Annotated in this window: 14 protein-coding genes; 9 read left to right on the plus strand and 5 right to left on the minus strand. The window is 65.5% G+C overall.

The genetic code is table 11. The features are described from left to right. Positions 1 to 8 precede the first annotated feature (8 nt). Genes ACWRN3_RS00960 through ACWRN3_RS00975 form a run of 4 tightly spaced genes read left to right on the plus strand, consistent with a single transcriptional unit; the run spans position 9 to position 3644 of the window. The gene (locus ACWRN3_RS00960) at positions 9 to 842 is read left to right on the plus strand and encodes an exodeoxyribonuclease III (protein ID WP_324644541.1); all 834 of its coding nucleotides are present in this window, start codon (positions 9 to 11) and stop codon (positions 840 to 842) included. Between the two features lie 16 nt (positions 843 to 858). Further along, a complete protein-coding gene (trpS, locus tag ACWRN3_RS00965; protein ID WP_255174837.1) occupies positions 859 to 1902 on the plus strand; it encodes a tryptophan--tRNA ligase in 1044 nt (347 codons plus the stop codon). A gap of 4 nt (positions 1903 to 1906) precedes the next feature. After that, positions 1907 to 2611: a 2'-5' RNA ligase family protein gene (locus ACWRN3_RS00970; RefSeq protein ID WP_255174838.1), complete on the plus strand. Its 705-nt coding sequence runs from the start codon at positions 1907 to 1909 to the stop codon at positions 2609 to 2611. 58 nt (positions 2612 to 2669) lie between these two features. Further along, positions 2670 to 3644, plus strand: coding sequence for a YihY/virulence factor BrkB family protein (locus tag ACWRN3_RS00975; protein WP_255175542.1), 975 nt, complete (start codon positions 2670 to 2672; stop codon positions 3642 to 3644). Positions 3645 to 3665: 21 nt separating this feature from the next. Here the strand turns inward: ACWRN3_RS00975 and ACWRN3_RS00980 are convergent, their stop codons facing one another. From ACWRN3_RS00980 to sdhC, 5 genes are all read right to left on the minus strand, one after another. Next, positions 3666 to 4442, minus strand: coding sequence for an alpha/beta hydrolase family protein (locus tag ACWRN3_RS00980; protein ID WP_141940544.1), 777 nt, complete (start codon positions 4440 to 4442; stop codon positions 3666 to 3668). Positions 4443 to 4619: 177 nt separating this feature from the next. Further along, entirely contained in the window at positions 4620 to 5402 is a 783-nt protein-coding gene (locus ACWRN3_RS00985) for a succinate dehydrogenase iron-sulfur subunit (protein WP_255174839.1), read from the minus strand. A gap of 1 nt (position 5403) precedes the next feature. Next, the gene (sdhA, locus tag ACWRN3_RS00990; RefSeq protein WP_476739639.1) at positions 5404 to 7203 is read right to left on the minus strand and encodes a succinate dehydrogenase flavoprotein subunit; all 1800 of its coding nucleotides are present in this window, start codon (positions 7201 to 7203) and stop codon (positions 5404 to 5406) included. A 108-nt stretch (positions 7204 to 7311) separates the two neighbouring features. Next, on the minus strand, positions 7312 to 7773 hold the full coding sequence (locus ACWRN3_RS00995; protein ID WP_142130710.1) for a succinate dehydrogenase hydrophobic membrane anchor subunit: 462 nt from the start codon (positions 7771 to 7773) through the stop codon (positions 7312 to 7314). 3 nt (positions 7774 to 7776) lie between these two features. Then, positions 7777 to 8157 carry a succinate dehydrogenase, cytochrome b556 subunit gene (gene sdhC, locus ACWRN3_RS01000; RefSeq protein WP_081620212.1) on the minus strand — a complete coding sequence of 127 codons (381 nt, stop codon included), beginning with the start codon at positions 8155 to 8157 and terminating at the stop codon, positions 7777 to 7779. 275 nt (positions 8158 to 8432) lie between these two features. Between sdhC and ACWRN3_RS01005 the strand changes: the two genes are divergently transcribed. From ACWRN3_RS01005 to ACWRN3_RS01025, 5 genes are all read left to right on the plus strand, one after another. Beyond that, complete coding sequence (locus ACWRN3_RS01005) at positions 8433 to 9566, plus strand: mannose-1-phosphate guanylyltransferase (RefSeq protein WP_159632567.1); 1134 nt, start codon at positions 8433 to 8435, stop codon at positions 9564 to 9566. A 97-nt stretch (positions 9567 to 9663) separates the two neighbouring features. Beyond that, on the plus strand, positions 9664 to 10881 hold the full coding sequence (locus tag ACWRN3_RS01010; protein WP_255174842.1) for an amidohydrolase: 1218 nt from the start codon (positions 9664 to 9666) through the stop codon (positions 10879 to 10881). A gap of 127 nt (positions 10882 to 11008) precedes the next feature. Beyond that, positions 11009 to 11443, plus strand: a complete 435-nt coding sequence (locus ACWRN3_RS01015) for a MarR family winged helix-turn-helix transcriptional regulator (RefSeq protein ID WP_476739640.1) — start codon at positions 11009 to 11011, stop codon at positions 11441 to 11443. Between the two features lie 44 nt (positions 11444 to 11487). Next, positions 11488 to 11919 carry an organic hydroperoxide resistance protein gene (locus ACWRN3_RS01020; protein WP_476739641.1) on the plus strand — a complete coding sequence of 144 codons (432 nt, stop codon included), beginning with the start codon at positions 11488 to 11490 and terminating at the stop codon, positions 11917 to 11919. After that, complete coding sequence (locus ACWRN3_RS01025; protein ID WP_476739642.1) at positions 11916 to 12932, plus strand: NADP-dependent oxidoreductase; 1017 nt, start codon at positions 11916 to 11918, stop codon at positions 12930 to 12932. Before ACWRN3_RS01020 ends, ACWRN3_RS01025 begins: the two co-directional genes overlap by 4 nt. Positions 12933 to 13027 lie beyond the last annotated feature (95 nt).

The raw sequence follows: 13027 nt of genomic DNA on the forward strand, positions 1-13027 counted from the left end.
TGGAGCGGGTGAGCTCGGCATTGAACAAGGACCACCTTCGCATCGCATCAGTCAACGTCAACGGCCTCCGGGCTGCCTACAAAAACGGCATGGCGGCGTGGCTGGAGCCGCGCGAAGTGGACATCCTCTGCCTGCAGGAAGTGCGCGCCCCTGACGCCGTCGTCCGGGAGCTGCTCGGGGAAGGCTGGCATATCCTGCACGCCGAGGCGGAAGCAAAAGGCCGTGCCGGCGTCGCCATCGCCTCCCGCCAGGAGCCGCTCGAAACCAGGAACGGCATTGGGGATGACTACTTCGCCACGGCCGGGCGCTGGGTGGAGGCTGATTTCCGCATACCTGACGCTGCGGGGAACCCCGTCCAGCTCACCGTTGCCAGCGCCTACGTGCACTCCGGCGAGGTAGGGACTCCCAAGCAGGACGACAAGTACCGCTTCCTTGACGTCATGAGCACGCGGCTTCCGGAGCTGACCAAGCACAGCGACCACGCGCTGGTGGTGGGGGACCTGAACGTCGCCCACACGCCCCGGGACATCAGGAACTCCAAGGGCAACCTCAAGAAGGCCGGCCACCTGCCGGAGGAACGCGCCTACTTCGACCGTTTCTTTGGTGAGGAAATCGGCTGGCATGACGTCCACCGGAACCTTGCCGGCGACGTCGACGGGCCGTACACGTGGTGGTCCTGGCGCGGCAAGGCGTTCGACAACGACACCGGGTGGCGCATCGACTACCACATGGCCACCCCCGGACTGGCAGCGTCCGCCATTTCGGCCGTTGTTGACCGTGCTGCCTCGTGGGATACCCGCTTCTCCGATCACGCCCCGCTGGTAGTGGACTACCAGCTCTAAGCCCGAAAGTCTTTCCATGACCACCCAGACTTCCTCCACTGCCAAGAAGCGCATCCTTTCCGGCGCCAAGCCCACTGCGGATTCCCTGCACCTGGGCAATTACATCGGCGCCGTGCGCAATTGGGTGGACATGCAGGCGGAATACGACGCCGTCTTCTTCATCCCGGACCTGCATGCCATCACGGTGGATTTCGATCCCGCCGAACTGGCCAAGCGCACCCGCATTGTGGCGGCGCAGTACATCGCCGCCGGCATCGACCCGGACAAGAGCATCTTCTTTGTCCAGTCCCATGTCCCGGAGCACGCACAGCTTGCCTGGGCGCTGAACTGCATCACCGGTTTCGGTGAGGCGTCCCGGATGACGCAGTTCAAGGACAAGACCCAGAAGTCGGGCGCTGACGCCGCAACGCTGGGCCTTTTCGCCTACCCCACGCTGATGGCTGCGGATATCCTCCTGTACCAGAGCGATCTGGTGCCGGTGGGCGAGGACCAGCGGCAGCACCTGGAACTGACCCGGAACCTCGCGCAACGTTTCAACACCCGGTTTGGCCACACGTTCACGGTTCCCGAGGCGACAATCGTCAAGGAAAGCGCCAAGATCTACGACCTCCAGAACCCCAGCGCCAAGATGTCCAAGACGGGGGAGTCCCCCAACGGTGCCATCCAGTTGCTGGAGGATCCCAAGATCGCCGCCAAACGCATTAAGTCGGCAGTGACGGACGCAGGCACGGACATCCGCTTCGACGCCGAGGAGAAGCCCGGCGTCTCCAACCTGCTGACCATCTACTCTTCCCTGACCGGGAAGTCGGTGGCGGAGCTCGAAGCCGAGTACCAGGGGAAGATGTACGGCCACCTCAAGGTGGACCTTGCGGAGGTGGTGGTGGACTTCATCACTCCGCTCCGAAACCGGACCAACGAGTTGATGGCTGATCCCGCCGAGCTTGACCGGCTGCTGGCCCTCGGTGCGGAACGGGCCCGGGAAATTGCCTCTGTCACGTTGGGCCAGGTGTACCAGCGCATGGGTTTCCTGCCGTCCCTCAGCCTCGCAGGAGTCCGCTAGCGCCATGTCTTCGAGAAACGTCACCGCCAGGGGAGGTGCCTTCTCCGCCGGCCAGGCGGAGCGGTCCCTGGCCGACCGCTTCGAAGACCAGTCCGGCCACAACGCGGCAACGGACCATGAAGTTGCCCGCAGCGACGAAATCAGTGTGGGCGTCATCCTGGGCTTCCCCGCCGAGATAGCTGACGAACTGCAGCGCTGGCGCGCGTCCTTTGGCGATCCCCTGGCCGGGGTGGTGCCCGCGCACATCACGCTGGTCACCACTACTCCCACCCAGGACTGGGAGGCCACGCTCCGGCATGTCCGCGAGGTGGCCCGCTGGCAGAGCCCCTTCATGGTGACCATCGCCGGAACCGGAACTTTCCGGCCGGTTTCGCCGGTGGTGTTCATCAACGTGGAGGACGGCTTCGAGGAGTGCGTGGACCTGCACCGCAAGCTGCAGCAGGGTCCCCTTCACCGCGAACTGCCCTTTGCCTACCATCCCCACGTCACCATCGCCCATGATGTCGCCCCTGAAAGCCTGGATGAAGCCGAAACGGTGCTGAAGAACTACAGGGCCACCTTCCCCGTGGTTAGCATGGGACTCTATGAGCATGATGCCGACGGCATCTGGCAGCTACGGGAAGAGCTGGACTTTGGGACCGAAACTGACAACCACGCCGGCACCAGCTTCACGGACGCTGCCGCGGACACTACAACCGAAAGCGGCTGACCGGCAGCCGCTGCCCACCGAGCACGCCCAGCTGGAGCTGGCCGTCATCCAGAAGCGGATGGAATGGGGGAAAGCCAGGAGAGCGGGCGGCGGCGTGGTGCCGGGCCTGATGGCACTGGTCCAGTTGCTGCTGGCCAAACTCAACACCTTGCGCCCCATGCGGGCCTTCCAGCACTACAACCGCCAGCACGGGCCCCTGCTGAGCGCCGGGATTGGCTTCCGGATGTTCTTCTCCATCACCGGCCTCCTCACCACCGGTTTTTCGATAGCCGGGCTTGTCCTCAGCGGGCAGCCGGCCCTCCTTGACACCATTGTTGCCACGGTGGCGCAAAGCGCCCCGGGCCTCCTGAAAGTCGGCAACGGGGACGGACTGGTGGACCCAAAGGACCTCCTGAACCCGGGGAGCCTCGGCTGGACGGCGGTTATTGCCGCCGTGGTCACCATCATCACCTCGCTGGGCTGGATCAACGGGATGAGGGACGGGCTGCGCGGCGTCCTCCAACTTCCTCCGCTCGTGGTCAACCCCATCCTGGTGAGGCTGCGCGATGCCGGAACCCTCCTGCTGCTGGGGCTGGCCCTGGTGATCAGCGCGGGTGCCTCCCTTGTCTTCGGCACGGCGGCGGGCTGGGTGGTGGGCTTCCTGCATCTTAGCGACGCCGTGGCCGGACCCCTCACCACGTCGGTCAAGATCGTGGTGCCGCTGGTCCTGAACTGGGTCACAGCGCTGATCATGTTCCGGCTCGCGGCCGGACTCAAGTTGTCCCGGCAGGCGCTGCTCGAAGGCACCATCCTCGCCGCCGTAGGCACCACCGTTCTGCAGATCTTCAGCACCGAGCTGCTGGCAGGTGCCAGCCGGAACCCAATCCTCGCCTCTTTCGCCATCATCATCGGCCTGCTGATCTGGTTCAACCTGGTCAGCCAGGTCTACCTTGTCTCAGCCGCGTGGTCGGCGATCCGTGAGGCTGACCTGGAGTCCGGCGGAGCTCAGCGGAAAACCATCCTCGGCGCGCGGCGGGCGACGCCCCAGACCTGACCTGCATCGCCCAGCGGCCGTCTAAGAGCCGTTCCCTGCGTCCAGGTACTGGTCAGCCCAGGCGGCGATAATCCGCGCTGCCCGGGCGGCCTGGCCCTTGCCGGTCAGGAGGTGGTCGCTTCCCTCCAGGGAGACGAAGTTCCGCGGGTGGCGGGCGGTCTGGAAGATGGTGCTGGCATTCTCAATCCCTACGGTGTTGTCGGTAGGGGAGTGGAGCACCATCAGCGGCTTGTGCAGCTGCCTGATGCAGTCCGTCAGGTCCGCGTTCTCAAGGTCCTCCACGAAGTGCCGGCGGATTTCCACGCGCTTGCCGCCCAGGTCCACTTCGGCGCTGCCCTCACTCAGGATCCGGTCGAGTGCGGCATCGAACACATGGGCTACGTGCTTGGGGGAGAAGGGCGCTCCCACGGTGGCAACGGCGTCCAGTTCCGGAATCTCCCGGGCAGCGGCAAGGACCGCAGCGCCGCCGAACGAATGGCCCACCAGCAGCGAGATTTCCTTCCCCTCGCTGCGCATGAATTCCGCCGCCTTCACCGTGTCCGCCACCTTGTGGCTGAAGGATCCGGCAGACCATTCCCCGGCGGAGCCGCCCAGGCCAACGTTGTCGAAACGCAGCATGCCGATGCCGCTGTCCGCCAGCGCCTTGCACATCCGTGCCGCGGAGGGGCTGTCCTTGCCCAGCGTGAAGCCGTGGGAAAACACTCCCCAGCCCTTGACCGGGCCCTCGGGAACATCAATGATGCCGGACAGCATTTCGCCCGTGGAACCTGCAAAGGACACTTTTTCGGAGCGGGACAAAGGGGACCCTTTCTGCGGCCGGACAGTTTGTTCTATCACTTGTGGTCCCTAAACCCCCGCCTTAGGGACCAAAGCTGATAGAGCATCCGGGGTGCTTAAGTGCTGGAACGACGACGGCGCCCTCCACCACGTGTGGTGGGTGACGCCGTCGGCCGTAATACTGTTGCTGGAACTGCCCTAGATCCTGCGGGCCAGGATGGCCTGCTTGACCTCGGCGATAGCCTGCGTGACCTGGATGCCGCGGGGGCATGCTTCGGAGCAGTTGAAGGTGGTGCGGCAGCGCCACACGCCTTCCTTGTCGTTGAGGATCTCCAGGCGCATGTCGCCGGCATCATCGCGGGAGTCGAAGATGAAGCGGTGCGCGTTCACGATGGCAGCCGGGCCGAAGTACTGCCCGTCGGTCCAGAACACGGGGCAGGAGGACGTGCACGCAGCACACAGGATGCACTTGGTGGTGTCATCGAAGCGCTCACGGTCCTCGGCGGACTGCAGGCGCTCCCGGGTGGGCTCGTGGCCCTTGTTGATCAGGAAGGGCATGACTTCGCGGTACGACTGGAAGAAGGGCTCCATGTCCACGATCAGGTCCTTTTCCACCGGCAGGCCCTTGATGGGCTCCACCGTGATGGGCTTGGACGTGTCCAGGTCCTTCAACAGGGTCTTGCAGGCAAGGCGGTTGCGGCCGTTGATGCGCATGGCATCCGAGCCGCACACGCCGTGGGCGCAGGAACGGCGGAATGACAGGGTGCCGTCCGTCTCCCACTTCACCTTGTGCAGGGCGTCCAGGACACGGTCCGTTCCGTACATGGTCAGGTGGAAATCGTCCCAGGTGGCTTCCTCGGAAACCTCCGGGTTGTACCGGCGGACCCGCAGGTGGACGTCGAACGTGGGGATCTCGCCTCCGCCGCCGACGCCGGCGGGCAGTTCAACCTTTGAGGCTGGCTCAGCGATTTCGGTGCTCATCCTAGTACTTCCTCACCATCGGCTCGTAGCGGGTAAAGACGACCGGTTTGGTGGCGAGGCGGATACCGGCGATTGATTCCGCCGATCCGTCAGCCGGCGCGTGGTCATCCTTGTACGCCATGGAGTGCTTCATGAATTTCTCGTCGTCACGCTCGGGGAAGTCCTCGCGGAAGTGTCCGCCGCGGGATTCCTCGCGGTGCAGGGCGGCCACGGTCATGACCTTGGCCAGTTCCAGCAGGAAGCCGAGCTCAACGGCCTCGAGCAGGTCCAGGTTGAAGCGCTTGCCCTTGTCCTGGACGTTGATGCGCTTGTACCGCTCCTCGAAGGATTCGATGTCCCGCAGCACCTGGTTCAGGGTGTCCGCCGTGCGGAACACCTGCATGTTCGCGTCCATCGTGTCCTGCAGTTCCTTGCGGATCTGGGCTACTTTCTCATCGCCGGTGCCGTTGCGGGCAATGTCCAGCAGCTCGGTGGTGTAGGCCAGCGGGTTCTCCGGCAGCTCCACGTACGGCGCGGTCTTTGCGTACTCCGCGGCGGCAATGCCGGCCCGCTTTCCGAAGACGTTGATGTCCAGCAGCGAGTTGGTGCCCAGGCGGTTGGAGCCGTGGACGGAGACGCAGGCAACTTCGCCGGCTGCGTAGAGGCCGGGGACCACGGTGTCGTTGTCCTGCAGGACCTCGGTCTGGATGTTCGTGGGAATGCCGCCCATGGCGTAGTGCGCGGTGGGGAACACCGGCACCGGCTCGGTGTACGGTTCCACGCCAAGGTAGGTGCGGGCGAACTCGGTGATGTCCGGGAGCTTGGCGTCGATGTGCGCCGGCTCCAGGTGGGTCAGGTCCAGGAGGACGTAATCCTTGTTCGGGCCGCAGCCGCGGCCTTCGCGCACCTCATTGGCCATGGAACGGGCCACGATATCACGCGGCGCCAGGTCCTTGATGGTGGGGGCGTAGCGCTCCATGAAGCGTTCACCCTCGGAGTTGCGGAGGATTGCACCTTCACCGCGGGCGGCCTCGGACAGCAGGATGCCCAGGCCGGCCAGGCCTGTCGGGTGGAACTGGAAGAACTCCATGTCTTCCAGCGGGATGCCGCGGCGGAAAGCGATACCCATGCCGTCACCGGTCAGGGTGTGGGCGTTGGACGTGGTCTTGAAGACCTTGCCGGCGCCACCGGAGGCGAACACCACGGACTTGGCCTGGAACACGTGCAGCTCACCGGAAGCGAGGTCGTAGGAGACGACGCCGGCCACGCGCTTCTGCTTGTAGGCAGTGCCGTCTTCGCGGACAGCGTCCTCTTCAACCGTCAGCAGGTCCAGGACGTAGTACTCGTTGTAGAACTCAACGTTGTGCTTGACGCAGTTTTGGTACAGGGTCTGCAGGATCATGTGGCCGGTGCGGTCCGCGGCGTAGCATGCACGGCGAACGGGAGCCTTGCCGTGGTCACGGGTGTGGCCGCCGAAGCGGCGCTGGTCGATGCGGCCCTCGGGCGTGCGGTTGAAGGGCAGGCCCATCTTTTCCAGGTCCAGCACGGCGTCGATGGCTTCCTTGGCCATGACCTCGGCGGCGTCCTGGTCAACCAGGTAGTCGCCGCCCTTGACGGTGTCGAAGGTGTGCCATTCCCAGTTGTCTTCCTCGACATTGGCAAGGGCTGCACACATGCCACCCTGCGCCGCACCCGTGTGCGAGCGGGTGGGGTAGAGCTTGGTCAGTACTGCTGTGCGCGCGCGCTGACCGGACTCGATCGCGGCGCGCATGCCAGCGCCACCGGCACCGACGATGACGACGTCGTACTTATGGACCTGCATACCAGACGCTCTTTCTCTCAAAATTCGCTATAAAACAACGGGGCGGCTTTGCCTGCTCCGCAAAACAGGGCCCGCGGACAAGCCCGCGGGCCCAGGGTCGTGCCAGTGCTAGGCAGGGCAGAAGCCACCCGGAAGGGCAACGCCGTTCACTACGGGGCACGGGTTGAAGGTGAAGATGACCAGGGTGCCCAGGAGGATGATGACCACAGCCGCCGCGTAGAGAACGGTCTTCAGCCAGCGGCGGGTGGACGTCTTCTCGGCGTAGTCGTTGATGATGGTCCGCACGCCGTTGGTGCCGTGCAGCATGGCCAGCCACAGCATGGCCAGGTCCCAGAACTGCCAGAACGGGTCGGCCCACTTGCCGGCCACGAAGCCGAAGTCAATGGCGTGGATGCCTTCGCCGACCATGAGGTTCACGAACAGGTGGCCGAAGATGAGGACCACCAGCACCACGCCGGAAAGGCGCATGAACAGCCAGGCGATCATCTCGAAGTTGCCCTTGGAACCGCCGCTGCGGCGGTACTGGGGAGCGATCCGGCCGCTGCGGGGGCTCTCGATGGTTGCAGTCATGGCTTAGTGACCTCCGAGGGCGAGGGACAGGTGGCGGATGGAGAAGGCGACCATGGTCACGACCCAGAGGGCCAGGACTGCCCACAGCATCTGCCGCTGGTACTTGGCGCCCTTCTTCCAGAAGTCGACCGCGATGATCCGCAGGCCGTTGAAGGCGTGGAAAACGATGGCAGCCACTAGTCCGGTCTCACCCAGCGCCATCAGCGGATTCTTGTAGGCGCCGATCACGGCGGTGTAGGCCTCCGGTGACACACGCACCAAGGAGGTGTCCAGGACGTGGACCAACAAGAAGAAAAAGATCACTACACCGGTAATACGGTGTCCTACCCAGGACCACATGCCTTCACGGCCGCGGTACAAGGTGCCAGCTGGTTTTGTCGGCACTGATAAACCTCCCTGCAACACAGCGGCGCTGGCATGAGATCCATGCGGGGGGAACGCCTGCTGTGAGAGCACTCGTAGCTCAGGCCTAAATCTAGGCTTCGCTAACAGCTTATTCAATTTAGACGATTGTTGGTGCCCAGCGCTGGAGCGGATTTTGCGGGGAAATGAGACAAACACCACATCGGTGCTGGCCCGGAGGCCGGGGCAGAGGCCAAAACGCGGGCACGTGCGCCGCCACAGGAGCCGCGCGCGGCCCTTCAGCTAAAGTAGCCGTGATGAGTACAGACAAAGTGACAAGCCCGGCTTCACCCCTTGACCGCTTCATTGCGGTGATTCCGGCAGGCGGAGTGGGGACCCGCCTCTGGCCTCTGTCACGAGCAGCAGCTCCCAAGTTCCTTCACGACCTCACCGGATCGGGCAGCACGTTGCTGCGCGCCACCTACGACCGGCTGCATCCCCTCGCGGGCAACCGGATGCTGGTGGTGACCGGCCAGGCGCACCGTGAAGCCGTGTGCCGCCAGCTTCCCGAGGTGCGCGACTCCGACCTTGTCCTGGAGTCTGAGCCCAAGGACTCCGGTGCGGCAATCGGCCTTGCCGCGGCAATCCTGCACGAACGCGATCCCGACACCATCATGGGTTCCTTTGCCGCCGACCAGGTGATCAGCCCGGACAACCTCTTCCAGGAGGCAGTCCGGGAAGCCATCCATACCGCTGCCGCCGGCAAGATCGTGACCATCGGCATCAAGCCCACCCACCCGTCCACCGGTTTCGGTTACATCCGCTCCGGCAAGGCCCTCCACATCGAAGGCGCCCCCAGCGCCCACGACGTTGTGGAGTTCGTCGAAAAGCCGGACGAGACGGTGGCCCAGCAGTACGTGGACAGCGGCGACTACGTATGGAACGCCGGCATGTTCGTGGCGCCCGTGTCGCTGATGCTCAAGCACCTCGAGGCCAACCAGCCCGAACTGTTCCAGGGCCTGCAGGAAATCGCCCGTGCCTGGGACACCCCCCAGCGTGACGAGGTCACTGCCCGCATCTGGCCCACCCTGCCCAAGATCGCCATTGATTACGCGGTGGCCGAACCCGCCGCCGAAGCCGGGGACGTCGCCGTCGTGCCCGGTTCCTTCCGCTGGGACGATGTCGGCGACTTCGCCTCGGTCGGCCGCCTCAACAGCGCCAAGGAAGTGGACGACGTCACCGTTCTCGGTGAAGGCGCCCGCGTGTTCACCGAGAACTCCAGTGGCGTTGTAGTCACCGACACCAAGCGTGTCATCGCCCTGATCGGAATCCAGGACGTTGTCATCGTGGACACCCCGGACGCCCTTCTGGTGACCACCATGGCCAATTCCCAGCGCGTGAAGGCTGCCGTGGACGCCCTCAAGGCGAGCGGGGACACGGACGTCCTCTGACCGGGAACCTGCCGGCACTCCACGTGCCGGCAGGGCCGGGATGTAATGCGGCTCAGTGAATGGGCGCTAATGCCGCCACCCTCGCTAGAGTGAAACAGTGCGCAACTACACTACTGAAGCCGAGCCCACCGCCCTGGTGGCTCCCTGGCTTGAACCGCTCCTCCCGGAACTGCTCGAATTCCGCAGGGACCTGCATGCGCACCCGGAGCTGTCCTTCAAGGAGTTCCGCACCACGGACAAGCTCGCCGAGCGGCTCGAAGCTGCAGGCCTGAGCCCCCGCCGCCTGGAAGGCACCGGCCTGACGGTGGACGTCGGCGAAGGCCCCATCGCAACAGCCCTGCGCGGTGACATCGACGCCCTGCCCATCATCGAGGAGACGGGCCTGCCGTTCGCGTCGAAGAACCACGGCGTGACCCACGCCTGCGGCCATGATGTGCACACCACCACCATGCTGGGCATTGCCCTGGTCCTGCACCGGATGCACCAGGAAGCACCCCTCGGCGCCACCGTCCGGATCATCTTCCAACCCGCCGAGGAGACCATGCCCGGCGGCGCGCATGCCTGTATCGAACAGGGTGTCCTGGACGGCGTACCCCGGATCCTCGCCCTCCACTGCGACCCGCGGATCGAAGTGGGCAAGGTGGGCACCAGAATCGGTGCCATCACGTCCGCCTCGGACACCATCCGGATCGAACTGTCCGGGCGCGGCGGCCACACCTCCCGCCCGCACCTCACGGAGGACCTCGTGTTCGCGCTGGCGCAGATTGCCGTCAACGTCCCGGCCGTGCTGTCCCGCAGGGTGGACGTCCGCAGCGGCGTTTCCGTGGTGTGGGGCCAGATCACCGCCGGCTCGGCGCCCAACGCGATCCCCGGCAGCGGCTACATGGCGGGAACCATGCGCTGCCTGGACCGGGACGCCTGGCATGCCGCCGGTGAACTGCTCGACGAGGTGGTGCACCAGGTGGCCGCGCCCTACGGCGTGGACGTCCACCTTGAACACACCAGGGGAGTGCCGCCGGTGGTGAACTCCGAGCATGAGACGGCGATCATCGAGGCCGCTGCCCGCGCCGAGATCGGGGAAAGCGCCGTGGTGCTGACACCCCAGTCCATGGGCGGCGAGGACTTCGCGTGGTTCCTGGCCGAACTTCCCGGCGCGATGATGCGGCTGGGCACCAAAACGCCCGGCGGCGAGGACTACGACCTGCACCGGGGCGACTACATCCTGGACGAACGGTCCCTGGGCCTGGGCATCCGGGTGCTCACGGCAGCAGCCCTGCGCACCATCCGGGACCTGGAGCAGGCGCCCCTTTCCTAGCCCCGTCCCGCCGGGGGCCGGCCGGGAGGTGCGGATCCGGCGGCGGGAAAGCACGACGGCGGTTCAACCGTGGCGGTCCGCGTGGCGGTAGGTTGTGCACAACTTAGTTGTGCGCTACGGTAGTTCCATGACCGAAGCACCCCGCCTGGACCGGCAAGTATGTTTTGCGCTCTATTCGGCGTCCCGGGCCGCCACCGCCGTCTACCGGCCGGTCCTGGACGAGCTGGGCCTCACCTACCCGCAGTATTTGGTCATGCTCGTGCTGTGGGAAAGCGAACCCCGGGGAGTCAAGGAACTCGGCGGAGAACTCGGCCTTGACTCAGGCACCCTGTCGCCCCTGCTCAAGCGTTTGGAAGCCCTCGGGTTCGTGGAACGCCGGCGGTCCGGCGAGGATGAGCGCCGCGTCGCCATCCACCTGACCCCCGCCGGGCGAAGCCTCAGCGGCCCGGCCAGCGCCATCCCGCAGCGGCTGGCCGACGCCGCAGGGCTCTCGCTGGATGAACTTGACCGGCTGCGGACCACCCTGGGCAAGCTCACGGCCGCGCTGCATGAATCACTCTGAACGCTGAATCCGGCACCATCCCACCTACAGGACGGACTTATTTCGTGAAAACTCTCTACACCGCCGAGGCACTGGCCTCGGGCGAAGGGCGTGACGGTACCGCACGCAGCAACGACGGCCGGCTGGCCGTGGACCTGGCCAGCCCTGTGGAACTCGGGGGCAGCGGCCAGGGCACCAACCCTGAACAACTCTTCGCCGCCGGCTACGCCGCCTGCTTCCACTCCGCACTGCGCCTGGTCGGCCGCAAGGCAGGCGCAGACCTCACGGACTCGGCCGTCGCAGCAAAAATCCACCTTGGGCAACTGGACGGCGGTGCCGGCTTTGGGCTGGCCGCCGAACTGGAAATCGCCCTTCCCGCCCTGGACCTGGCCACCGCAGAGGACCTGGTGGCCAAGGCACACCAGGTCTGCCCCTATTCGAACGCCACCCGCGGCAACATCAACGTCGACCTCAAGATTCTGGAGTACGCAGCATGAGCACAGCCATCGCAACCACCACCCGTGAAATCCGGCTCGCCTCCCGCCCCGTGGGGCGCCCCTCCGGTGACAACTTCGAACTCGCAGAGTCACCCCTGCCCGCACTCGAAGACGGCCAGATCTTGGTGCGCAACCTTTTCATGTCCGTGGACCCCTACATGCGGGGCCGCATGAACGACGTCAAGTCCTACTCCGCTCCCTTCGCCGTGGGCAAAGCGCTCGACGGCGGCGCGGTGGGTGAGGTGGTCGCGTCCCGTTCGTCGGCACACAAGGAGGGCGACGTCGTCGTCCATTCCCTGGGTTGGCGGGAGTATGCGGTGGTGGACGGGAGTGCTGCCACCCCTGCCCGCACTGACCTGGCGCCGGCCTCGGCTTTCCTCGGCGCCCTGGGCATGACCGGGCTGACGGCGTACACCGGCCTGTTGAAGGTAGCGGAATTCAAGCCGGGGGACGCCGTGTTCGTCTCCGGCGCAGCAGGTGCGGTCGGTTCCCTCGTCGGTCAGATCGCCAAGGCCATGGGCGCCTCGCGGGTCATCGGCTCTGCAGGCTCGCCCGCCAAGGTGGCACGCCTCCTGGAGCTGGGCTTCGACGCCGCGTTCGACTACCACGATGGTCCCGTGGTGGAGCAGCTGCAGAAGGCAGCAGGCCCCGCCGGCATCGACGTCTACTTCGACAACGTGGGGGGCGAGCACCTGGAGGCGGCCCTGGCGGTCCTCAATGTGGGCGGCCGGGTGGCAATGTGCGGCGCGATCGCACAGTACAACTCCACCGAACCGACTCCCGCACCGCACAACCTGATGCAGGCAATCGGCAAGCAGCTGACCCTGCGCGGCTTCCTGGTGGGTGGCCAGCGGCAGCACGCGGCTGAGTTCGCGGAGAAGATGGCCGGCTGGCTTGCGGACGGCACCGTACGCTACGACGAAACGATCGTGGACGGGCTGGAGAACGCGCCGCAGGCGTTCATGGACCTCCTGGACGGGGCAAACACCGGCAAGATGCTGGTCCGGCTGTAGCCGCCGCAGGCATCCGCGAGCAGTAGGGGCACCGCTTTCCGCGGTGCCCCTACTGCTTGGTAACAACTTGTAAACAATCTCCCGGATGGACTCCC

It is taken from the genome of Pseudarthrobacter sp. rb (assembly GCF_056389225.1).

Excerpts from the sequence above, each read along its gene's own strand:
- trpS (WP_255174837.1), top strand. The coding sequence starts at position 859 with ATGACCACCCAGACTTCCTCCACTGCCAAGAAGCGCATCCTTTCCGGC.
- ACWRN3_RS00970 (WP_255174838.1), top strand. The coding sequence starts at position 1,907 with ATGTCTTCGAGAAACGTCACCGCCAGGGGAGGTGCCTTCTCCGCCGGC.
- ACWRN3_RS00975 (WP_255175542.1), top strand. The coding sequence starts at position 2,670 with ATGGAATGGGGGAAAGCCAGGAGAGCGGGCGGCGGCGTGGTGCCGGGC.
- ACWRN3_RS00985 (WP_255174839.1), bottom strand. The coding sequence starts at position 5,402 with ATGAGCACCGAAATCGCTGAGCCAGCCTCAAAGGTTGAACTGCCCGCC.
- sdhA (WP_476739639.1), bottom strand. The coding sequence starts at position 7,203 with ATGCAGGTCCATAAGTACGACGTCGTCATCGTCGGTGCCGGTGGCGCT.
- ACWRN3_RS00995 (WP_142130710.1), bottom strand. The coding sequence starts at position 7,773 with ATGACTGCAACCATCGAGAGCCCCCGCAGCGGCCGGATCGCTCCCCAG.
- ACWRN3_RS01005 (WP_159632567.1), top strand. The coding sequence starts at position 8,433 with ATGAGTACAGACAAAGTGACAAGCCCGGCTTCACCCCTTGACCGCTTC.
- ACWRN3_RS01015 (WP_476739640.1), top strand. The coding sequence starts at position 11,009 with ATGACCGAAGCACCCCGCCTGGACCGGCAAGTATGTTTTGCGCTCTAT.
- ACWRN3_RS01025 (WP_476739642.1), top strand. The coding sequence starts at position 11,916 with ATGAGCACAGCCATCGCAACCACCACCCGTGAAATCCGGCTCGCCTCC.